Consider the following 24,385-nt stretch of genomic DNA (forward strand, 5'->3'; position numbering starts at 1 on the left):
GAGTTAATAAAATGAAAGTTAGAAAAGCCATTATTCCAGCAGCGGGGCTTGGAACGAGATTTCTTCCAGCAACAAAAGCAATGCCAAAAGAGATGCTGCCAATTGTGGATAAGCCAACGATTCAATATATCGTAGAAGAAGCCGTTGAATCAGGGATCGAAGACATTATTATCGTAACTGGTAAAGGGAAAAGAGCGATAGAAGACCATTTTGATAATTCTTTCGAATTAGAACAAAACTTGTTGGAAAAAGGAAAGCTAGAGCTCTTAAATGAAGTGCAAAAGTCTTCGAAAATGGTAGATATTCATTATATCCGTCAAAAAGAACCGAAAGGATTAGGTCATGCGATTTGGTGTGCTCGCAAGTTTATCGGTGATGAACCATTTGCTGTACTGCTTGGCGATGATATTGTTCAAGCTCAAACACCTTGTTTAAAGCAGTTAATTGACCAGTATGAAAGATATAATGCATCCATTCTTGGGGTTCAAACAGTTCCTGACAATGAAGTATCTAGGTATGGAATTGTGGATGGGAAGAATATTAATAATCGATTCTACAGTGTAAATAGCTTAGTTGAAAAACCTAAACAGGATGAGGCTCCATCGAACCTCGCTATCCTTGGCCGATATATTCTTAGTCCTAGAATTTTTGACATATTAAGTGAACAACAACCTGGCGCTGGTGGGGAAATACAACTAACAGATGCTATCGCTGCTTTAAATCAACATGAAGCTGTATATGCCTATGATTTTGAGGGAGTACGCTACGATGTAGGTGGAAAAATGGGCTTCATTCAAACAAGTATTGAATTAGCTTTACAGCGTGAAGATTTAAGGACACAGTTATTAGACTACCTTTCATCTGTTCTTGAAAAAGAGCTTATTAGGTAGTTCGATAAAAAAGGATGGAAGATAAAATGCAAAAGAGGGTTCTGTTCTGTGCAACAGTGGATTATCACTTTAAAGCTTTTCATTTACCATATTTAAAATGGTTTAAAGAACAGGGATGGGAAGTACATGTTGCAGCATCTGGTGAATTGAAACTTCCTTATGTAGATAAGAAATTTACTATTCCCGTTCAAAGATCACCTTTTCATAAAATGAATGTAGAAGCTTATCATGAGCTGAAAAAAATTATCGAGGATCACCAATATAGTATTATTCACTGCCATACCCCTATGGGCGGAGTCCTTACCAGGTTAGCTGCAAGGAATACAAGAAAGCATGGTACAAAGGTCATATATACAGCACATGGCTTTCATTTCTGTAAAGGAGCACCATTGCTAAACTGGCTTCTTTATTATCCGTTAGAAAAATTTTTGTCATCTTTCACAGATTGCCTCATTACGATCAATCAAGAAGATTATCTTTTGGCTAAAAATCATCGATTTAAGGCAAAATCAATCAAACAGGTGCATGGTGTCGGTGTGAATACTGAAATTTTTAAACCAGTAGAAGAGTCACATAAAAATGAGTTAAGAGAATCATTAGGCTATAAGCCTAATGATTTTTTAATGTTTTATGCAGCGGAATTTAATAAAAACAAAAACCAGAAATTGTTAATTGAATCGTTAGCACTTATAAGAGACGAAGTGCCAAATGCAAGGCTTTTATTAGCAGGTGAGGGGCATCTTTTAAATAATTGCAAAGAAATTGCACAATCATTAAAGGTTGATGACATGATTCATTTTCTTGGATTTAGAAATGATATTGAAAACCTGCTAAAGATGAGTGATATAGCCGTTGCATCTAGTCTGAGAGAGGGACTTCCAGTAAATATTATGGAGGCAATGTCTTGTGGCTTGCCAGTCATAGCGACTATTAATAGAGGGCACTCGGAATTAGTTGAAAATGATAAAAATGGATATGTTTTATTTACTGATGATTCTAAAAATTTTTCCTTGAAAATCTTAGATGTTTATAAATCTAAAGAACTATGCAAAAAATTTGGTTTAGCAGGAACGAATAAAATGAAAACATATTCACTATCCAAAGTTTTTACGGAGTTAAAAGATATCTACTCAATTTATATGGTGGAGGGCACAAATGAGACCAAAAGTAAGCATAATCGTTCCTATATATAATGTTGAAAAGTATTTGAGTAGATGTTTAGATAGTTTATTAGTCCAAACTTTACAAGAAATAGAGATTATTGCTGTTAATGATGGATCAAATGATTCAAGCTTAAAAATCCTAAGAAAATATGAAATAAGGGATTCGCGAATTAAAGTGATTGAAAAGCTAAATGGTGGTGTTTCCTCTGCTAGAAATGAGGGGATTTGGTTTGCAACCGGTGAATATATTGGCTTTGTTGACCCTGATGATTGGGTGAATCCAGAAATGTATGAGGAAATGTACAAAAATGCAACAAGTGAAAATATCGATATTGTCATGTGTTCATACATTCGTGAGTTTGAAAATCATTCAAAAATAAAAGATTTTAATCTTCCCAATAGGTTTCGTTATCAAGATGAAGAAGTAAAAAAAAATTTTATGAGGAGATTAATTGGTCCAATAAATGAAGAAATAGCAAATCCAGAATTTCTGGATGCATGGGGTACTGTTTGGTCAAAGTTGTATCGTGCAGAAATAATAATGGAAAATAACATTGAATTTATGGACCTTAATAAAATTGGTACCAATGAAGATACATTATTTAATATTGAAGCAGCTTACTATGCAAAATCTTTTTTATTTTTAAATTGCCCTTATTATCATTATTGGCGTGCGAATAGTACATCAGTTACATCGGGGTACAAACCAAAATTAATGGACCAGTGGATGTACCTTTTTATGTATATTGAAAATTTTTTAAGGGATAAAAAGATGAACAAGGATTACTATTTAGCTCTAAATAATCGCATTTGTCTCAATACACTCGGTCTTGGATTAAATACAATTAGTAAGGACAATTTATCATCCTCCATTATGAAGATTAGAAGGATAAATATGTTCTTGAAAGAAAAACGAATAAGACAATCATTTAAACAATTAGATTTATCTAAATTTCCGTTTGTTTGGAGAGTGTTTTATTTTTTTGCAAAAGTTCGCTTTGCTGCAGGGTTTTATTTTATGTTGGTTTGTATTGAATTTCTTAGAAAAATCATTAGATAGGGGTAAGATGCTTGAAACCTATTAGAATTCTTCAGGTGGTCACGATTATGAATCGTGGTGGTCTTGAAACAATGTTAATGAATTACTATCGACAAATGGATAGAAAAAAAGTCCAATTTGATTTTATGGTACATCGCGCTGAAGAAGGTCACTATGATAAAGAGATATTGGAGCTAGGCGGTAGGATCTACCGAATGCCACAAATTAAACCAGGTAATTATCGATTGTATTTTAGGCTTCTTGATGACTTCTTCAAAGAACATATGGAATATAAAGTGGTTCATTCTCATATTAACGAAAATAGCTGCTTTGTTTTAAGAGCAGCTAAGAAGGTAGGAATTCCTTGTCGAATCGCCCATTCGCATTTAAGTGATTTGGGAATTGATGTAAAACTCCCATTCCGTTTATATGCTAGGTTCACTATGAAGAATAACCCAACCAATTACTTTGCTTGTTCGAAAAAGGCAGGGCAATGGCTCTTTGGCAATAATATTGCGACTTCAAAAAAAATGAAGGTTCTTAACAATGCAGTAAATGTCAGTGAGTTTAAATTTAACGAAACGACCAGAAACAATATTAGAAAAGAACTTGGTATTGGAAATGAATTGGTAATTGGTCATATTGGAAGATTCAATAAACAAAAAAACCACGAATTTCTTATAGAAATTTTTAAAGCTATTCTTCAACAACGCCAGGATGTTATATTGCTTTTGGTTGGGGATGGGCATTTACGACCATCAATTGAAAAGAAGATTGTGAACCTAGGTTTATCCTCCCGTGTTAAATTGTTAGGAGTTAGAAGCGATATTTCAAAATTAATGCAAGCAATGGATTTATTTCTTTTTCCTTCTCTATTTGAAGGTTTACCAGTAGTCTTAGTTGAAGCACAGGCTGCAGGCCTAAAATGTGTTGTATCAGATGCAATTACTTTTGAAAGTGATGTTACAGGAAGAGTAGAATACATCAGTCTAGATAAGTCCCCGGAATATTGGACAAAACAAATTCTAAACTCTACATACGAACATGCTGATACTTCAGAAAAGTTGAAGGAAAGTGGTTATGATTCTATAACGATGGCTAAATGGCTATCAAATTATTATACGGATTATTATTCATTTGAAGCAAGATAATTTGAGATATTTGGAGGTGAATCAAATGACACCGATACTTACAGTCTTTACTCCTACCTATAATCGAGCATATACTCTTCATTTATGTTATGAAAGTCTACAAAGGCAAACAAGTAAAGATTTTATATGGTTGATTATTGATGACGGTTCTACAGACAATACGAAAGAATTAGTTAAAAGATGGATTACAGAGAATACAGTTCCAATCCGTTACCACTATCAAGAAAATCTTGGTATGCATGGTGCACATAATACAGCATATGAACTCATTGATACAGAACTTAATGTATGTATTGACTCCGATGATTATATGCCTGATGATGCAGTTGAAAAAATTACTGAATTTTGGAAGAATTTTGGAAGTGGTAGATTTGCAGGAATAGTTGGCCTAGATGCCAGTCCTGATGGAAGAGTAATTGGCACAAAAATGCCGGAGAATTTAAACAAATCAACTTTATCAAATTTATATGCTAAGCAGCAAGTAAAGGGTGATAAAAAGCTAGTCTACCGGTCTGAATTAACTCGAAAGTCACCGCCATACCCTATCTTTCCAGGTGAGAAATATTGTCCGTTAAGCTATAAATACATTCTTATTGATCAAGAATATCCATTGCTTATTTTGAATGAAATCCTTTGTTTTGTAGAGTATTTACCAGATGGATCAAGTATGAATATTATCAATCAGTATAAAAAAAATCCAAAAAGTTTTTCCTTTTTTAGAATGGTAGCAATGAGGTATGCTCCTTCATTCAGGGAAAGATTTAGAGAATCCATCCATTACGTATCAAGTAATTTGATGTTAAGAAATGCAAAATATTTGTTTGAGTCACCGAATAAATTTACCACACTTCTCGCGTCACCATTTGGAGTTGCTTTATATTTTTATATATTAAAAACTGGAAAAACCACGGTTCTAAAAAGTAGTGAGTTATGAATTATTATTAACGAAAGGATTAAGCCTATGGAGATCTTATGGATTAATCTTATTGTCGTATATTTTTCTTCTTTTTTTGCAAGATATTTTTCCAGCCCTTTAGCCATTAATGTTCCATATATTAAGCCAAATAAACTACTTATCTTTATCTCAATTATTTCTTTGGTCCTCGTTTCAGGTCTTAGAAATAATATTGGTGACACATTTTTTTATATGTATAGTTACAAAATTAATGATTACACTCTACAAAATATAAATTACAAAGGTGATTTTGGATTTAATATTTTGCAAGCACTTTTACAAAAAATTTCTCATGATCCTCAATTATTAATTTTTACTGTAGCATTATTTACAAATGTATTGATAGTACAAGTATTATTTAAATACTCTAGAATGATTGAATTAAGTTTATTTGCTTATATAGCAGCTGGGATGTATACAGTTTCAATGAATGGAATTAGACAATTCTTAGCTGCAGCCATTGTTTTTGCGGCTACAAGATTTATCGTAAATGGTAATTGGAAGATGTTTATGATTGTAGTTTTATTAGGATCAACAATACACCAAACAGCATTAATTTTTATTCCAATTTATTTCATTGTAAGAAGGGAGGCATGGACAAAGGTAACTTTTACCCTTTTAGGTTTAGCTGTCTTACTTGCAGCGGGGTTTAATCAGTTCTCAACACTGTTATTTAGTGCACTTGCAGATACCCAGTACGGTCACTATAGTAATTTTTCCGAAGGTGGAGCAAGTTCAATACGAGTAGCTGTAACTGGTGCCCCATTGATTATTGCCTATTTTGGAAAAGAGAGACTAAGAGAATTATGGCCTAAAAGTGATTATATTGTTAATTTAACTACGCTAGGAATAGTATTTATGGTCATTTCTTCACAAAACTGGATATTTGCAAGATTTAATATATACTTTGGCCTTTATAACCTTATATTAATCTCATGGATTATTAAATTATTTTCTAAAAGGGATAGGAAATTAATTTATTATGGGCTTTTAGGTTGTTACTTAATTTACTTTTATTATGAGAATGTATTATCACTTAATATCATTTATAAAAGTAATTATATAAATTTATAGGGGCCTTTATTATTTAAAAGGATTTTTATCTCTTTAAGTGAGGTTTGAACAGTGAAAATATCGGTAACGTTAACACAGCAGAAATTTCAGGAATTACTATTAAATATCTACTTAAAGGGTCAAACATCCGAAAATATTAATCTTATAGAATTAATCGAAGAAATAAAACAGCAAGTAGTGTCAGAAAAAAGATAAATGATTAATTAGAGAAAAATAGCAGGGGATGGCTAGTTATGAAGCGATCATTTGATTTAATAGTTTCATTGGTTATATTTATTTGTCTTTTCCCAGTATTCTTGATATTTGCATTCTTGGTTAAATTAAAGCTAGGATCTCCAATCATATTTAAACAGCTGCGTCCCGGATTGAATGCAAAGCCCTTTTACCTTTACAAACTTCGTACAATGACAGATCAAAGAGATAGTAATGGCAAAGTACTTCCAGATTATCTAAGGATTACTTCATTTGGGAAATTCCTTAGAAAATATAGTTTGGATGAATATCCACAACTATTGAATGTAATAAAAGGTGACATAAGTTTAGTAGGTCCCAGACCTTTATTAATGGAGTATCTTCCTCTATATACAAAGGAACAATCTAAGCGTCATCAAGTAAAACCTGGTATTACCGGATGGGCACAAATAAATGGACGCAATGCAATAACTTGGGAAGAAAAATTTGAATTAGATGTCTGGTATGTAAATAATCGATCCTTCCTACTTGATATGAAAATCTTATTTTTAACAGTCTATAAGGTAGCGGTTTCCGAAGGAATAAACCAACCAGGCCAAGTCACGATGGAAAGTTTTAAAGGATCAAATTCGACAATAGGAAGGGGACATGGATGAAAATTGTAGTGGTTGGCCGTGGAGGTCACAGTAATGTGGTATCCGATACAATTTTATCTAATCAAGGAAATGAAATAGTGGGATTCTTAGATGACAAATACGACAATGTAAGTCTTATAGACAATACTTATTGTGGTCCTATTTCATCAGCTAAAAGATTAGTTGATTACTTTATTGATGTTAAGTTCGTTATAGCGATCGGAGATAATAAGATTCGCCAATCCATTGCTCAGAGACTAAATATTTCCGATGAATATTTTCCTACCTTGATTCACCGTTCTGCTGTAATCAGTCCTAGTGCAAAGATAGGTCATGGGACCGTTATCATGCCTAACTCAGTACTTAACTCCGATACTATAATTGGCAATCATACTATTATAAATACAAGTTCCATTATCGAGCACGATAGTATTGTTGGAGATTTTGCACACATTTCTCCAGGTGTCATCTTAACTGGAAATGTCCATATAGCTGAAGGGGTACATGTTGGTGCCGGATCAACGATTATCCCAAATATTAAGATTGGAAATTGGAGTATTATCGGTGCAGGTGCAACAGTTATTACGGATATTCCATCTTATTCTACAGCTGTTGGTATACCTGCAAGGGTTAAAAAAGTTAATCAAATGAGTTCGGAGGTGAACTAATTGTTAAATACAACACTTAAAAAGAGAATTTACCTTTCATCACCCCATATGAGTGGGAATGAGTTTAAGTATATAAAGGAAGCATTTGATACTAACTGGATTGCGCCACTTGGACCAAATGTTGATGCCTTTGAAAAAGAAATAGCAGAATATGTAGGAGCCAATGAAGCTGTTGCCGTTAGTTCAGGAACTGCAGCCATTCATTTGGCTCTTTCTTTATTGGACGTACAAAAAGGTGACAAAGTATTTTGTTCAAGCTTAACGTTTGTTGCTAGTGCTAACCCAATTATTTATCAAGGTGCAGAAGCAGTTTTTATTGACTCGGAACCAGAAACATGGAATATGTCTCCTTTTGCTTTAGAAAAGGCATTTATAGATGCTTCATATGAAGGAAAACTCCCAAAAGCAGTCATTGTTGTGAACTTATATGGGCAAAGTGCAAAAATGGATGAAATTGTTTCTATATGTAATCATTACGATGTTCCTATCATTGAAGATGCAGCAGAGTCCCTTGGTTCGACATATAAAGGTAAGGCAAGTGGAACATTTGGGAAATTTGGAATCTATTCTTTTAATGGCAACAAAATTATTACTACTTCAGGTGGTGGCATGTTAGTTTCAAACGACATAGCAGCATTAAAAAAAGCTCGTTTTCTGGCAACTCAAGCTCGAGACCCTGCACCACATTACCAGCATAGTTATATCGGATTTAATTATCGAATGAGTAACATTTTAGCAGGTGTAGGAAGAGCTCAATTAGAGGTATTACCTGAACGAGTGGAAGCAAGAAGAAATGTTTATAATCAATATTATCATGAATTAGCCCATCTTCCTGGTATTCAATTCATGCCTGAATTAGAGAATACTTTCTCTAATCGTTGGCTGACAGCTATTACAGTAAACGAGGAAGAAGCAGGAGTTTCAGTTGGAGACTTGATAAGAAACCTTGCAGAAGAGAATATTGAAGCGCGCCCAGTATGGAAGCCACTTCATCTCCAACCGGTTTTCAAAGGTGTTAAATATTTTCAACACAGTGAGAATGAGAATATCTCTGAATGTCTTTTTTATAATGGACTATGTCTACCGTCTGGATCAAATATGACTGAAGAAGACCAAATTAGAATTATTAATTCTATTAAGAATATGTTGGCTAAAGTAAATTAGAATGAATATACGTATAAATACAGAAGAAAATCTTAGAAGATAAAACGGGGTAGTTGCCAATGATAGGAAGAAATATATATGAAATCCGAATGAAAAAAGGTCTTACATTATCAGAGTTAGCAGAACGTGCCAGCATCTCAAAGTCCTACCTTAGTAATATTGAGCGAAATCTAAACCAAAATCCCTCAATCCAGGTTATTAAAAAAATTGCGCATGTTTTAAATATTGATCTGCAGGTACTACTTAAAACAGAAGCAACTGACGAATATCACCAGCAACAAGATAAAGAATGGATTGAAATTATAAATGAATTAAAAAAATCAGGAATTGAAAAACAAGAATATAAAACCTTGATAGAGTTTATCAAGTGGCAGAATCAAAATTTGGAAACAAAAAAATAAAGTTTCTAAAACAAAAATTGAGGTAACTATATGTATAAAATACCTAAAATCATTCATTACTGTTGGTTTGGAGGAAAAGAAAAACCGGAATTAGTCAGAAAATGTATTGAAAGCTGGAAAAATAATTTAATAGATTATCAAATTTTAGAATGGAATGAAACCAACTTTGATATAAATTTAAATACCTATGTGAAAGAGGCATATGAAGCTGGAAAGTTTGCTTTCGTCAGTGATTATGTAAGAGTATTTGTTTTATATAACTTTGGGGGAATTTACTTAGATACTGATGTCGAGGTTTTTAAACCATTTGACAATCTATTGCATCATGATTCATTTTGGGGGTTTGAACAAGAGAATTTTATTGCTACTAGCACAATTGGGGCTGCAAAAGGAAATAACTTGATAAGGTTATTTTTGGAATCATATAAAAATAAAAAATATATACTAGAAAATGGTACCCATAATGATTTAACCAATGTAGCAGTTATTACAAAAATTTTAAAAAGTGTTGGTTTGGAACCAAATGGTCAATATCAAGAGATTAAAGGACTTGGTGTCTTTTATCCTCAAACCTATTTTTCTCCATATGATTATATTAATTGCCGGAATTTTATCTCGGATAATACTTATGCGATGCACCACTTTTATAAAAGCTGGCTGCCACTGAGGGCAAAAATAAAAGGTCAAATAAAATTATATCTGTCTAAAATAATAGGCGGAAATAATATTGCAAGGTTAAGGAGAATTAATCGCTGAAATTTATTCCTTAAGGAGAATTCCCCATGGTACTTAAGAAGATCTTTACTGTTCTTGTTTCTGAATGTAGAAAACGAGGAATTTATTTAACATTTATTATGTATTTATCCCATTTAATAGGAGTATTAAGGGGATTTTTTTATAAGTTAATTTATTTCAGAAATATAAAATCATCCATTTTCTCATTACAAGCAAACAGTAGAATAGAAATTTTTAATAAAAGTTCTATCATAAATATCGGAAAATTTGCGTTTATTAGAAAAAACGCAAGCATCCGAATTGATTTTAATGGAGAGCTAAATATTGGTGAGAATGTATTCATTAATGATAATTGTAATATAAACTGTGTCAAACGAATATCGATTGGAAAAAATACAAAAATTGCCCCGAATGTATGTATTAATGACCATGACCATAATTATAAAAAAAGTGGTGGTGACCATCTGTTAAGAGGAGAGGTTTCCATTGGTGACAATGTATGGATCGGTTCCAATGTAGTTATCTTAAGAGACACACATATAGGCGATAATGTAGTAATTGGAGCTGGGAGTGTTGTAAAAGGAACTGTATCGGCAAACACATTATTTTTTAACAAAAGAGAGAACGGTTCTTTTTCATTAAATCGAACAAATAAAGTAGTTAAAATTAATAACTTAGAAAATATGAAAGCTTAATGTGAGGAAGATATGAAAAAAAATATTTTAATTTCAGTTTATAATATGGAAATCGGTGGAATTGAAAGAAGCCTAATTAACATGTTAGAAAGTTTCGATTATGAGAAATACAATGTAGATTTATTAATCTTCCATCATGTTGGTGACTTTATGAAATTAATACCGAAAAGTGTGAACATTTTACCTGAAGTTGAAAAATTTACCGTTTTCCGAAAACCTGTTATCCAATGTTTGAAAGAGGGACATTACTCTTTAGCCCTTATGAGAATAATAGCTAAATATATTGCGGAAATAAAATCGAAGACTTGGAAATTAACAGAAGGCGCAGGCTATATTCAAATGCAACTTTCACTTAAATATTCTACTTATTTTATACCAAGAATAGAAAAAGAATACGATGTGGCGATAAGTTATGCATGGCCGCATGACATTATAGCCAACAAAGTTAACGCCCAAAAAAAGATTGCATGGATTCATACGGACTACAGTAAATTAGAAATTGATAATAGATTGGACCTAAATGTATGGAATAAATTCGACGCTATTGCATCTGTTTCTGATGCATGTGCCACATCTTTCCTAGCAACCTATCCTTCTTTAAAAGAAAAAGTGAAAGTTATTGAAAATTTAACTTCACCAACCTTTATCAAGAAAATGGCAGAGGAGATAAAAATTTTTAATAATTGCAATCAAACCTTTAACATTGTTTCTGTCGGCAGATTATCCTATGTAAAGGGTTTTGATTTAGCAATTAGTGCCCTGAGAGTGTTACATGATAAAGGTCTAACTAATATTAAATGGTATGTGATTGGGTATGGAGGCTTCGAAACAGATTTGAAAGAATTAATTACAAAAAACAACTTAGAAGATAGCTTTATACTTTTAGGAAAACAGACAAATCCATATCCATATATAAAAGATTGTGATTTATATGTGCAGCCATCCAGGTATGAAGGAAAGGCGGTTACCGTTTCAGAAGCTAAGATACTAGGAAAACCCATTCTTATTACCAGCTATCCAACGGCAAGCAGCCAAATAGAAAATGGTGTAGAGGGAATTATTTGTGATTTGAGTGTAGATGGAATAGTAAATGGAATTGAAGGGTTTCACCAAAGCGAAGAGCTAAGAAACTCATTCATTCGTAATATTATAGAAATAGATTATAGCAATAATTATGAATTAGAAAAGCTTTACAAAATTGTAGGTTAAGAAAGGAGTGATTTGGTAATGGGTATTAATGTAAGTATTATCGTACCAGTTTATAATGCAGAGAAATATATTGCTCATTGTATCGAATCACTCATAAACCAGACACTAGAGGTATGTGAGTTTATATTTATAAACGATGGTTCTTCTGATAACAGTGTAGCTATTATCAACGAATATAAAAAAACAGATCATCGGATTAAGTTATTTAATCAAGAAAATCAAGGGGTAAGTGCTGCGAGAAATGCGGGGCTTAATGCAGCTGTCGGAGATTATATTGGTTTTGTAGATGCTGACGATTTTGTTGAAAAGGAAATGTATAAAGTATTGTATGATTTGGCGATACAAGGGAATTGCGACATAGTTATATCTAATTTTCAAAGTAAGATGGAAGGACATCATGTCACTAGCAATTATCATTTTCCAAAAAATATTAATTTGAATGCTGAATATGTTCAACAAACTCTGATACCTTATTTTTTTAAAAAAGATGATTTGAATACAGTTTGCACAAAGATTTATAAAAGAAATCTAATAACACATGCGAATGCCTTCTTTCCACAGAATGTAGCGTTAGGCGAAGATGGACTATTTAATATGCAGTGTTTCAGTTTTGCGAAGGCAGTAAGATTTATAGATTATGCCGGGTATCATTATAGAGAAGTTGTGGGAAGCGCAACAAGAAATATAGCTAAAAAAGATTACTTCAGCCAAGCTTTAGATGTTTACAATAGAATGTTGCCAGAAGAATTTGTTACAAATATGGATTTACAAACAATTAAGAAACTGCAATCTATAAAATTAATGGATTGCGTTATGGCCTATCTTTATATTTATTTTAAACCAACCAAAGAATTGAGCTTTGTTAAAAGATATCAATACATAAAAAATATGATTAACAATCAGTTTGTTAGAGAAGCACTGCCTGAATATAAAATGGAAATGTCACCTAAATTTGGAAGGTATGAAAAATTAGTGATTAGTTTAATCGACAGAAGGTCAATGCTGGGACTATACTGTGCAACAGCATACAGTCGATTGCGGAATAGATGAATTGGAGGAGAATTAGGATGAAAGTTATGATGTTTGCTCATGGGGGCAGTTTAAATAGAGGATGTGAAGCGATTGTTCGCTCATCTACTAATATCATAAAAGAAAAAGTGAACAAAGCTCAAGTATACTTAGTTTCTAGCAGGCCTGAAACAGATAAAATGATCCCTAAACTAGATAAGATTTTTGACGGCTCTGATTCACAAATAAAAAAGTATTCTTATGATTGGTTAATTTCTTCTTTAAATGTGAAATGTTTAAATGATGAATCGTATGCATTTAGTAAAATTCACAAAAACATTATTAAACGTATCAAGGATGCAGAGATTTGTCTGTCCATTGGTGGTGATAATTATTGTTATGGAGAGCAGCCATGGTTGTATGAGATTGATAAAAAAGTTAAAGCACAGGGGAAAAAGCTTGTTTTGTGGGGTTGTTCGATTGGAGAGGAAGACTTGTCAGAAAGAAAAATCGAAGACCTAAAATTATTTGATTTAATTTTAGCTCGGGAAACACTTACTTATAACTTACTGAAAAGTAGAGGTCTAAATAATATCAGATTAGTTGCCGATCCAGCCTTTACGATGGAGAAGGAAGAGTTAGAATTACCTATAGGATGGCAAGAAGGAAATACTGTTGGATTAAATTTTAGTCCACTTGTATGGAAAAGAAACAAGAAATCCCAAGAGGCTGTAAGAGAACTTATTAATCATATATTAGCAAGTACAGATATGACCATTGCCCTTACCCCTCATGTTATAGACCACGGAAATAACGATTTTGAAATCCTAAATAAATATTATGAAGAATATAAACACACAGGAAGAGTCCTCATCTTACCGGATAATTTAAATGCCATTCAATACAAAGGCTATATTGGTAGGATGAGATTTTTTATTGGTGCAAGGACTCATGCAACAATTGCTGCTTACTCAAATTGTGTCCCAACAATTGTTTTAGGTTATAGCATAAAATCAAAAGGAATATCAAAAGACCTATTTGGTGAGGAAAAATTGGTGTTGGGAATTGAAGAAATTTCTAATAGCAACAAGCTGAAAAATAGCTTTGACCAAATGGTACGGGATGAGGAATTAATTAAACAACAGCTGCAAAAATCTATACCAAAAATAAAGAAAATGTCTTATAAGGCAGTAGATTATTTAAAAGATCTTGTAAAGTAAATGAGGTATATTATGAAGAAAAAAAATTTGCTATTTGTGATTCCAAGCTTATCAGCTGGCGGTGGAGAAAAGAGCTTAGTCAATTTACTATCACAGATTGATTTTAGTCAATATGATGTAGATCTATTTATGTTTAATCATGATGGCCTATTTATGGATTTCATTCCAACAGAGGTTAGAGTTTTGCCCCTACCTGAAACCTATCAATTATTTTCAAAGAATATAACAAAAGCTGTAAAGGAACTATTAATGAAAGGAAAATTATCACTTGCTTATAACAGAGTTATTTTTACATTAAAAAATAAATATACAAAAAATGTCTCCACTAGAGAGCAGTATACATGGAGACATCTGGCCAAATCCTTTGCAAGGCTGGAGAAAAATTATGACGTGGCGATTGGTTTTCTAGAAAAAACCTCAACGTATTTTTGTGTTGATAAAGTGAATGCTGCAAAGAAAATAGGATGGGTTCATATTGATTACGATAAATTGGGCATGGACCCTAAGTTTGATATTGGATATTTCCAGAAGCTAAACAAAATAGTTACAGTGTCTGAGGAATGTGAAAACATTTTTAAAAACAGATTTCCAAGTGAAAAAAATAAAGTGGAGATTGTCTATAATATAGTATCTCCTACAATGATTTATAAAATGGCAGCTCAAGAGAGTCAGGATGTATATAAAAGAAAAAATAATGAAATTATTATTCTATCAATTGGCAGGCTGCATTTTCAAAAAGGGTTTGAATTAGCGATTGAAGCTTGTAAGAAATTGGTAGATAAAGGATACAATATTAAGTGGAATATTGTAGGAGAAGGAGAAGAACGGAAAAAACTCGAATCACTTATTAAACTAAATAAATTAGAAGACCATTTTAAATTATTGGGTTTAAAGGCTAATCCATATCCCTATATAAAACAAGCTGATATTTACGCACAAACATCCAAGTTTGAAGGGAAATCCATTGCGATTGATGAGGCAAAGATATTGAATAAACCGATTATTGTTACAAACTATAGTACTGCCAAAGACCAGATTACAAATGGAATGGATGGATTAGTTGCTGAAATGAATTCAAATTCTGTCGCAGAGCATATTGAGAATTTAATACAAGACGAAGTCTTAAGGAAGAAATTAATCAATAATCTGTCCCAACTGAAATTAGGTACTGAGGGAGAAATTAACAAGTTATATGGGATCTTTAGTGGGTGAGATATATGAAAAAAACAATCTTATTTGTCATGAATAAACTAATTTGTGGTGGAGCCGAAAAATCACTTATTTCATTGTTAGAAACAATTGATTATTCACAATATGAAGTGGATTTGCTGTTATTTAAACAAGAGGGTTTATTTTTAAATAAGGTACCTAAACAAGTAAATCTACTTGAGGAACCATTTGGTTATAAGTATTTTGATATGCCGATAAAGACTGCAATTATTGATAATGTTACAAAGGGAAGACTCGATATCGCTATTTCAAGGATATTAGCAGGATATATTTTTAAAAATGAAAAAAACAAGGCGAGATGTGAACAAAGAGTTTGGAAATATATATCAAAATCATTAAACACAATGGATAAAAGGTATGATATTGCTATCGGATTTCTGGAAAAGAATCCGATTTATTTCTGTGTTGATAAGGTGGATGCAGAAAAGAAAATTGGGTTCATTCATTCCGATTACGACATGTTAGGAATGGATCCCAAAATAGATAAATACTATTTTGAAAAGCTAAGTAAAATAGTAACAGTATCAGAAGAAAGTGCTAATATTCTAAAACGAAAATTTCTAAATCTATCCTCTAAAATACAGGTTATGCATAATATCGTGGCTCCTAGAGTTATAAAAAAATTAGCTTTAGAAAGTGTAAATAAAATACAGTCAAATACCATTACAATAATTTCTGTAGGAAGGCTTCATTATGCAAAAGGGTACGATTTAGCAATTGGGGCTTGTGAATTGTTGATTAAAAATGGCTATGACATTAAATGGTTTATTATCGGTGAAGGAGAAGAGAGAGAAAAATTAGAACAATTAATAAAAAATAAAGGGTTAAAGAAAAATTTTATCTTAATTGGGATGCAAGAGAATCCCTACCCTTACGTGAGGGAAGCTGACATCTTTGTTCAATCATCTCGCTTTGAAGGAAAATCTATTGCTATAGATGAAGCAAAAATTCTGCAAAAGCCCATAGTGGTTACAAATTTTAACACAGCAAAAGATCAAATAACAAATATGGTAAATGGAATAATTGTTGATATAGATTCCCAATCAATTTATGAGGGGATTAAAACAATAATAAACGATGATGAATTAAAGGAAAGACTAAAAAGTAATTTAGAAAATGAGAGTTTAGGTACTGAATCTGAGATTACAAAATTATATGAAATAATAAATAAGTAATTATGAAAGGTGAACAATGTGATAACTAAAATTGTTTGTATTGGATTGCTTAGTTTTGCAGCATTAATATTATTTTTTGATATAACACCCGTTTTTAAAGACTGGTTAAAAAGGATTAAATTAGGAAGATTTGAAGATAAGCAATTATGGAATAAATTCATAACAGAAAAGGGAGTAAAATGGTTAATAAAGACTCCTAAAATTAAGGTAACCGATAATACAAGATTAATTCTATTGGATATATTAAAAGGAAATTACAGCAAAAGCGCCATACAACATTGGCAAGAAGCATCACTTATATTAGGGATTACAGAATATTTAAAGTACAAAGAGGATAATGCGGTTAAAATGGGACTATTAAATTTCTTAAATTCAAAATTTGATAATACCGGAAATTGGTTACATAAGCCCAAAAATATTGATGCAGCAATATTGGCGTATGCAATTATGAAGATAGAAATTATTGATAATGTTAAGTATCAAAAGGCGCTCGACTTTATTTGGGAAATAATTAGAGATCATATTGGAGATGACGGTACAGTAAAATATAGAAAATCTATGGAAAGTTACAGATACGTAGACACAATTGGATTTATTTGTCCTTTCTTAATTGCATACGGGTTTAAATTTGATAAAAAAGAATGTATTGATTTGGCAGTGAAGCAAATAAAGGAGTATGAAAAATACGGGATGTTAGATATTCATTGGATTCCAAGTCATGCATATAAAATCGAAAATACTTTACCACAGGGATTATATGGCTGGGGAAGAGGACTAGGATGGTTTGCAATAGGACTTATTGATGCATGGAATGAATTACCACACTCTCATAAATATAAAGCATCATTAGAAGAAAGTGTAGTGAAATTTGCGAAATCTATAATGCACTTTCAACAGGATAATGGAAGTTGGAACTGGCAAGTTGGTAGAAGTGAATGCAGAGCAGACTCTTCTACGACAGCAACATTAGGGTGGTTTATGATAAATGCATCAGTAATAAACAGCATTTCAAAAGATTGTCAAGAAGGTACAAACAAGGCTCTAAATTATTTAATGAAAGTAACTAGAAGAAATGGTGAAGTAGATTTTTCCCAGGGGGATACTAAAGATATTGGGGTGTACTCTACACTATTCAATATTTTACCTTTTACACAAGGATTTTGTATTAGATTGATAAATTTGTATGAGAATCAAAGGTTGAAAAAAAATTATGTTAATAAAAGTAGTTAATTATATTAGGTCAAGAATTAGAAAATTTATTCTAGAAGAAATTTGGTTAGAGGATTATATAAAGCTTGGGATGGAAATAGGAAAAAATTGTTCTATACAAACGGTTGTGGTGTTTGACTATTCACATTGTTGGTTGATAAAAATAGGAAATAATGTTACACTATCACCTTATGTCTATTTGTTAGCACATGATGCTAGTACAAAGGTAATAAATAATTACACAAAAATTGGAAGTATTATATATAGAAGATAATGCTTTTATAGGTGCAAGAGCAATGATTATGCCTGGAGTAACTGTTGGAAAAAATTCAATTGTTGCTGCGGGGAGTATTGTTACAGAATCTGTTCCAGAAGGAAGTATTGTAGCAGGTAATCCTGCAAAAATTATTTCGAGTATTCAGGTTTTTTTCAGAAAAAAATAAAGAGTATAAATATTGTGCTAAATTTTATGATAAAAGGTATACAATTAATGGGAATATTACGAAAGATAAAAAAAATAAAATGTTTGAGGAATTAACTAGAGATATAGGATTTATTGAATAAGTTATTAGAAGGTATCTTAGTTATTTTGGATGGCTAGTTCGCTATTGATATACGTTAATTAATTTTGTTATATTAATATATATATGATTAGAACTGTTCAAGTTTATATCGCCATTTAAGTAATTGCCTAAATAAAACTTTTTTATTTACATTTAACAATAGACTTTTTTTCGAAAATATTAAGACTTATTAAAAACTTAATAATTTAATAAATTGGATGTTTAACAAGCAAAACATTCTAGAGAGGGAATCAATGAGAGTAAAAAGTTCTTTAATAAATATATCTGTTGGTTTAGGAAATCAAGTTATAATTACCTTACTAAGTTTTGTATCAAGGACAGTATTTATTAATAGTTTAGGCATTGAATATCTTGGTGTAAATGGACTATTTACTAATATTCTAGCGATGTTGTCTCTAGCTGAGGTTGGAATTGGCTCAAGTATAATGTATAGTTTATACAAACCAGTTGCTGAAAATGATCAAAATAAAATAAACGTACTGATGAAATTGTATAAAAAAGCATATATGATGATTGCTCTAGTTATATTGTTACTAGGGTTATCTGTAATGCCCTTTTTATCTTTTTTTATAAAAGATTCTAATGTTGAAAATATAAATTTGATATATCTTATTTTTTTATTAAACACTGTTGCACCATACTTATATGTTCACAAAAATTCATTTCTAAATGTTTGCCAAAAGAATTATATTGTAACTGGAGTATATTCTATTTCTTCTATAATTTCTGTTTGTATAAAGATTAGCATATTATATGTCACGAGAAATTATATTCTCTATCTAGTAATTGACAGTATTATTACTATCTCAAATTCAGTTATTATATCAAGAATTGCTAATAAAAAATATCCTTATTTAAAGAATAAAACATCAGAAAGAATAGATGATAATACAAAGAAAAATATAATAAAAAATATAAAAGCCATCGTCTTACAAAATATCGGAAGCTATCTTGTATTTGGAACGGATAACATTATTATTTCTTCTTTTGTAAGTGTGGCAGCTGTAGGATTGTACTCAAATTATTATATGTTAATAGAAATTTGCAGAACATTTATCAATCAGGTTTTTAATAATATTTATCATAGTGTTGGAAATTTAGTCGCAGAGGAAACTAGAGATAAGGTCTATAGTTTATACAAAGTATATAGATTCCTAAATTTTTGGCTTTATTCATTTGCAACCATTTTTTTGGCAATATTGCTAGAGCCATTTATAAATCTATGGTTAGGTTCAAAATTTATAATGAGCCATGGCGTTCTGGCAATATTAATGATTTGTTTTTTTGAGCGTGGTATGAGAAATTCGATAACTACTGTAAAAACAACAGCAGGAATTTTTCATGAAGATAGATATGCTCCATTGTTTCAAGCTGTAATTAATCTAGTTTTCTCTATTGTTTTAGTTAAATATATAGGGATTTCTGGTGTTTTCTTTGGGACACTCATAAGTGCACTAGCTGTTCCTTTCTGGACCACACCTTATTTTGTCTATAAAAAGGTTTTTAGTATGCCATTAATAAAATATTTCTTAAATTACACTTATTATGTAATTGTTGGATTAGGTGCTTTTTTAATTACAAGAATTATTTGCAATTTTATTCTGCCTAACAATGTATTTAATTTAGTTTTAATGGGATTTGTTTGTTTAATTGTCCCTAATATAATTTATATTGTAATTTTTAATAAGACCGACGAATTTAAGTATCTGTTGATGATTTTAAGAAGTATTTTAAGTTTGTTACAGATGAAAGTGAAATATAATAAAAAAATAAGAGATGTGGGCTAATTTTGAATTAATCAAAAATGTCCAAAGGTATTTAAAATAATAAAAACGGCTAAATGTTTTAGTATTTAGCCGTTTTTTTTTTAGTTATTAAATCCCTTCTATTTACTTTAGGCATATTATTGATATTAAGCTGAGAATTAGTTGGAAGATTATATTACAATTTTTTTACCGTTACCTTTAAATTGGTATTTTCTTTATCTGTTATAAAAATAGTATTCTTATCTATTATAGATATAATTGATTGTACAATTTTAGATGCGGATGAGACAGATAAAACATAAGGTTCCAATGTATTCAAGTTATGGTTAATAGTTGTTGAATATCCATCACCATCCGTCTGCAATATTACGTTTGCTTTGTATGTGTTAACAGTATCATACCCAACATAAATATTTGGATCTTCATTTGGTAAGTTGATGTTAGTAAATAAATTGTCTGCAGAAATAAATTTAATCATAGGATTAATGCTATTATAATAAATCAGATTTAGTGGAGTAGTTCCAGTGAATTTAAACTTACAATCTTTTAAAAATAAAGTAAAGACAGCTTTTAAAGTAGTTTTGTCATGATGAATTAAATGAGAAAACGTAGAATTAGAAATTTCAATTGTACATTTTTCTAATTTAATTAAGCCGCTTGGTTGATTTAAATCTGTTGCAAAAAGGTAATTTACTGCACTAGCTGTAAGTTGACATTCCTCTAATACTATAGTTGCAGGAAAACCTGGAGTGTTTATATTTCCAACTTTTATCACAGTGTCTGTAAACCTTGACTTAGATATAAATACTCCCCTGTCTTTAGTACCCAAGATTAGGTTAATCAACGTACTGTTAGTATATTCACAATTCTCTATCGTAACCTTTTCGCTCTTAGTGGTACCATTTAGGGTTTGAATAGTAATCTTTAAATTGTTAAAAGTACACCCAATTTGCTGATAAACCTTTAAAGTTAAATCTCTTACTGTTGTTGAATCAAATATACAACTTTCTATTTTGTTAGCTATAAGGGCTGGAGCTCCAGAAATATTAGCATATTTGATTCTATTGTTTCTAAAGGTATTGTTTATATTGCTGGTGCCCATATTAATATTGGAAACGTCTATAAAATTATTATCAGTAACGTTTAATTGATATGAATCGTTGACATTAAAAGACATATTTCCACCTTGGATACTATTCTCAGAAATATTTACATAGGCATTTCCAAAGTTTGAATTCATTATGCCTATACTTGTAGGACAATTATAAATAATGTTTCCTCTAACATTTGCATATAACAAGCTATAAAGATTAATACCAATTGAATCCACGTTATAAATGTGGTTATTTTCAATTTGGATCGAATAGCACCCAGCTAATATTCCGTGATTACAGCCGTAAATAAGATTATTTCTAATAACACAGTTATCGCCATAGGAATCTTCTTGATTAATTGCATATCTTGTAGGGTCGCTAAAGATAGGCTTTCCATCTAAGAAGCTATTGCTCCCTTTTCCATTGTCTCTAATTACATTGTGTTGTACGACATTATAGCTTCCTCCAAGCGATATCCCGCCTCTATGCCCATTGTAAAGCTCGTTATATTCAACTACATTGTGATGAGGAATTAATCCGAACTTTAATGTGATTTGTAAATTTTTAGACGGATTTGTTTCACCTGAAAAGACCATTCTCATTTTCGCTGCATTAAGTGGTATTGATATATTTGTATATATTTTTTTCTTTTTGAGAACACCGATAAAGGAGTTATCTGCTTTATAGAAAAAAACATCTACGTCTTTATTTATTAGAGTAGTTAATCTTGAATACCCAGCTCCTGCTATAAGAAACGAAGAAAATTCTGCATCAGTAGGTATATTTATAAAGCCAGTTGTTAATGAATTTGTGGAAGAAACTAATTGACCAGTGTTATAATCTAAGGAATTTAATGTAAGATTCATATTAAATTCCGCTAATTCTCTAATTGCAGAACTGGAAAAGGTTATATTATCCCCCATATAATCTCTTACAATACAATTTTTTATTGTACAGTATCTTGTACTTTTACGAAAAACAACTCCATAGCTGCTTTCAACTTTTCTTTCCGCTGTTACATTCGAAAAGCTTCGATCGTCTCTGCATCCAATGATAGTTCCATTTATTAGGTGAGCGTTCAGTACATTTTCAAACAAGATACTGTTACCAACAAAATTGTAAAAATCTCTGGTGGTCCGATTGTCAAATGGTGATTTTCGATCAGAATCATAAATTACTTTTAAAGTAGAACCATTTAAGTTGAATGTCATATTACTAAGCATTTTTATTTCTCTAGGATAACATAATGAATATTGGCCTTTAGGCAATAATACACCATCATAACCATTGCTAAATGCGTATTGTATAGCATTGTTTATTCCTTGAATATTCGTATCTGCCATTAAATAATCCGCATTAGTATAAGGTTTATTAGGTATCCCTTGTGTGATATTCCATTTAACAAGATCTATAAGATACAACTTATCGCACTTCCTTTCGTTTTAACCCGAGTTTTGTTATGGTTAAGGAGAGTTTATAGAAATTATTGAAAAAATTACTTAATATTGTCGGGTCATTAAATATAATATTGTTTAGAGTTTTTTTCTGATTGGACAAGTTTACTAAATTTCAATTTATTTCAATTTTAAGGACCATTTATAAAGGAAAAATTTCTAAAAGTAATAACTTAGGCCCTTTTCTCAACTGAGAAGGGCCTAAGTTATTACTGGAGCTTGTTGTTACGTTTAATATCATTTGTTTTCAATTCCAATTTCCCATGAAAAATCTTATTATTTTCAATCAAATAGGAAAGAGCATTTTTACCTGCATAAATCGTGGAGACACCAACAGCTCCTTTTTCGCTAGACCTTATTGTATTTCCTTTAATGGTTAAGTTTGAAACGGTAGAAAGGCTATCCCTTTTCCAATAATCTCCCACTTGAATAATGGCATTTGTTTTGTACGGGAATGAACCTGTTTCAATAATGTTATTTTCAAGGATCACAGTTTTACCTGCTTGTACGGAAACTCCAGGACTATTATCACCTAATACCTTTATCGTCGAATTCTTTATAACAACTGTATCAGGTAACCCGTGGACTTTATTCGTTTCAAATCCGCCTCTAAATGATGTGAATTTGCAGTTATGGAATTCATAATGACCGGTATTGCTTACTTCCACACCGTTTTTGCCTTTTGCTGCCTCAAATTCACAGTTATTGTAAGTTCCCTTTGGCAATTGAATTCGTGTATATCCAATGACTTTTAAGTGATCAAAAGTACTCCCATCTGCTGCATTTCCTCCAAAACTATCTAAAGCAGCTTGACCAGTAATAGTTACATTTTTCAAGTGAATCGGATTTCGATTAACACCAAATTGAGTGTGTTCGTTCTTTGTGTTTTTAATTGTAATATTGGAGGCCTCAATGCCGAATGGAGTGGAACTTGCTAAATTGACTAACGTATCCTTAAATTCCATGTCATTTATCAAAATATTGTTTCCAAGGAAGGCAGCCATACCGCCATCCATTTTATTGGAATTAAATATGGCATCATTGTATATGTAAATTCTTGCATCTTTAAATGTATTGTTTTTTACCTTCGCATATTTGAAAGGTTCGGATATAGCCAATCCGATAGATTTGGAATAGAAAGAATTGTCTTCCACTATTGCATTCCTACCATCATATAAAATTAAGTCATAAGCTTGATTGTTATAAAATTTATTTCCTTTGATTTCTATTTGATTATTTAAATTGTAACCTGCTTCAACATCAATTCCGGATTGTGGGGCCGTACCTTTCATATCATGAATCTTGTTATTAAGGATGGCTGTATCTTTTGCTCCTCCAACAGTAATACCTTGGCGGCGATTAAACGCAAATTCAGAATTTTTAACAGTTACATTTTTGGAGACGCCTTGCATCCAAAATTCAATATACACATTATTCGGAACATAAGGCGTATTAAATACGGCGTTGAAATAAGCTGCATTTTTTGGAATATCCATCAAACCCCAGCCAACTGGTTTGTTTACTTCTTTTGTATTTAAGCTTGTTATAAACGTCCCATCTGCTTTGTAAAAGTATGCAGTATAGTCTTTTGTTGGCATATTTTGTTGGTGAAGGAATTGGAAAGTATTTTGAATCTTAAAATACCGGTCTGTTGTCAACAACGGTTTATTTTTC

General features: G+C 31.5%; 23 protein-coding genes. 21 read left to right on the forward strand and 2 right to left on the reverse strand.

Annotated elements, in window-relative coordinates:
• The first annotated feature begins 11 nt into the window (after positions 1–11).
• The 21 genes from galU to J7E77_RS13645 all read left to right on the forward strand — a co-directional run bounded on the left by galU (position 12) and on the right by J7E77_RS13645 (position 20,184).
• Positions 12–890: a UTP--glucose-1-phosphate uridylyltransferase GalU gene (gene galU, locus J7E77_RS13545; RefSeq protein ID WP_214715011.1), complete on the forward strand. Its 879-nt coding sequence runs from the start codon at positions 12–14 to the stop codon at positions 888–890.
• Between the two features lie 26 nt (positions 891–916).
• Positions 917–2,083 carry a glycosyltransferase family 4 protein gene (locus J7E77_RS13550; RefSeq protein WP_214715040.1) on the forward strand — a complete coding sequence of 389 codons (1,167 nt, stop codon included), beginning with the start codon at positions 917–919 and terminating at the stop codon, positions 2,081–2,083.
• Positions 2,046–3,113: a glycosyltransferase gene (locus J7E77_RS13555; RefSeq protein WP_214715013.1), complete on the forward strand. Its 1,068-nt coding sequence runs from the start codon at positions 2,046–2,048 to the stop codon at positions 3,111–3,113. The genes J7E77_RS13550 and J7E77_RS13555 overlap by 38 nt, the downstream gene beginning before the upstream one ends.
• Positions 3,114–3,124: 11 nt before the next feature.
• Entirely contained in the window at positions 3,125–4,243 is a 1,119-nt protein-coding gene (locus tag J7E77_RS13560; protein ID WP_214715016.1) for a glycosyltransferase family 1 protein, read from the forward strand.
• A gap of 25 nt (positions 4,244–4,268) precedes the next feature.
• Positions 4,269–5,177: a glycosyltransferase family 2 protein gene (locus J7E77_RS13565; RefSeq protein ID WP_214715018.1), complete on the forward strand. Its 909-nt coding sequence runs from the start codon at positions 4,269–4,271 to the stop codon at positions 5,175–5,177.
• A 27-nt stretch (positions 5,178–5,204) separates the two neighbouring features.
• Positions 5,205–6,272: an EpsG family protein gene (locus tag J7E77_RS13570; RefSeq protein WP_214715020.1), complete on the forward strand. Its 1,068-nt coding sequence runs from the start codon at positions 5,205–5,207 to the stop codon at positions 6,270–6,272.
• 51 nt (positions 6,273–6,323) lie between these two features.
• Positions 6,324–6,467, forward strand: coding sequence for a YwzD family small protein (locus J7E77_RS13575; protein ID WP_214715022.1), 144 nt, complete (start codon positions 6,324–6,326; stop codon positions 6,465–6,467).
• 38 nt (positions 6,468–6,505) lie between these two features.
• A complete protein-coding gene (locus J7E77_RS13580; RefSeq protein ID WP_214715023.1) occupies positions 6,506–7,120 on the forward strand; it encodes a sugar transferase in 615 nt (204 codons plus the stop codon).
• The gene (locus J7E77_RS13585) at positions 7,117–7,767 is read left to right on the forward strand and encodes an acetyltransferase (RefSeq protein WP_214715024.1); all 651 of its coding nucleotides are present in this window, start codon (positions 7,117–7,119) and stop codon (positions 7,765–7,767) included. Before J7E77_RS13580 ends, J7E77_RS13585 begins: the two co-directional genes overlap by 4 nt.
• 48 nt (positions 7,768–7,815) lie before the next feature.
• The gene (locus J7E77_RS13590; protein ID WP_214715042.1) at positions 7,816–8,931 is read left to right on the forward strand and encodes a DegT/DnrJ/EryC1/StrS family aminotransferase; all 1,116 of its coding nucleotides are present in this window, start codon (positions 7,816–7,818) and stop codon (positions 8,929–8,931) included.
• A 59-nt stretch (positions 8,932–8,990) separates the two neighbouring features.
• Entirely contained in the window at positions 8,991–9,332 is a 342-nt protein-coding gene (locus J7E77_RS13595) for a helix-turn-helix domain-containing protein (protein WP_214715025.1), read from the forward strand.
• 30 nt (positions 9,333–9,362) lie between these two features.
• Positions 9,363–10,088, forward strand: a complete 726-nt coding sequence (locus J7E77_RS13600; RefSeq protein ID WP_214715026.1) for a glycosyltransferase family 32 protein — start codon at positions 9,363–9,365, stop codon at positions 10,086–10,088.
• 26 nt (positions 10,089–10,114) lie between these two features.
• A complete protein-coding gene (locus tag J7E77_RS13605) occupies positions 10,115–10,762 on the forward strand; it encodes an acyltransferase (protein ID WP_251026747.1) in 648 nt (215 codons plus the stop codon).
• Positions 10,763–10,774: 12 nt separating this feature from the next.
• The gene (locus tag J7E77_RS13610) at positions 10,775–11,971 is read left to right on the forward strand and encodes a glycosyltransferase (RefSeq protein ID WP_214715027.1); all 1,197 of its coding nucleotides are present in this window, start codon (positions 10,775–10,777) and stop codon (positions 11,969–11,971) included.
• 18 nt (positions 11,972–11,989) lie between these two features.
• Positions 11,990–13,021: a glycosyltransferase gene (locus J7E77_RS13615; protein ID WP_214715029.1), complete on the forward strand. Its 1,032-nt coding sequence runs from the start codon at positions 11,990–11,992 to the stop codon at positions 13,019–13,021.
• Between the two features lie 17 nt (positions 13,022–13,038).
• Complete coding sequence (locus J7E77_RS13620) at positions 13,039–14,199, forward strand: polysaccharide pyruvyl transferase family protein (RefSeq protein WP_214715030.1); 1,161 nt, start codon at positions 13,039–13,041, stop codon at positions 14,197–14,199.
• Positions 14,200–14,211: 12 nt separating this feature from the next.
• Positions 14,212–15,411, forward strand: a complete 1,200-nt coding sequence (locus J7E77_RS13625) for a glycosyltransferase (RefSeq protein ID WP_251026746.1) — start codon at positions 14,212–14,214, stop codon at positions 15,409–15,411.
• A gap of 5 nt (positions 15,412–15,416) precedes the next feature.
• Positions 15,417–16,604, forward strand: coding sequence for a glycosyltransferase (locus J7E77_RS13630; protein WP_214715032.1), 1,188 nt, complete (start codon positions 15,417–15,419; stop codon positions 16,602–16,604).
• An 18-nt stretch (positions 16,605–16,622) separates the two neighbouring features.
• Entirely contained in the window at positions 16,623–17,834 is a 1,212-nt protein-coding gene (locus J7E77_RS13635; RefSeq protein WP_214715033.1) for a glycoside hydrolase family 88 protein, read from the forward strand.
• 275 nt (positions 17,835–18,109) lie between these two features.
• A complete protein-coding gene (locus J7E77_RS30575) occupies positions 18,110–18,256 on the forward strand; it encodes an LbetaH domain-containing protein (RefSeq protein ID WP_251026745.1) in 147 nt (48 codons plus the stop codon).
• Between the two features lie 374 nt (positions 18,257–18,630).
• Positions 18,631–20,184: a lipopolysaccharide biosynthesis protein gene (locus tag J7E77_RS13645; protein WP_214715034.1), complete on the forward strand. Its 1,554-nt coding sequence runs from the start codon at positions 18,631–18,633 to the stop codon at positions 20,182–20,184.
• Between the two features lie 154 nt (positions 20,185–20,338).
• Here J7E77_RS13645 and J7E77_RS13650 read toward each other — a convergent pair whose 3' ends face one another.
• Positions 20,339–22,678: a right-handed parallel beta-helix repeat-containing protein gene (locus J7E77_RS13650; protein WP_251026744.1), complete on the reverse strand. Its 2,340-nt coding sequence runs from the start codon at positions 22,676–22,678 to the stop codon at positions 20,339–20,341.
• Between the two features lie 242 nt (positions 22,679–22,920).
• Positions 22,921–24,385, reverse strand: a 1,465-nt coding sequence (locus J7E77_RS13655) for a right-handed parallel beta-helix repeat-containing protein (RefSeq protein WP_214715035.1), incomplete at its 5' end; no start/stop codon positions are given.

The sequence above is a fragment of the Bacillus sp. ISL-77 genome (genome assembly GCF_018613105.1).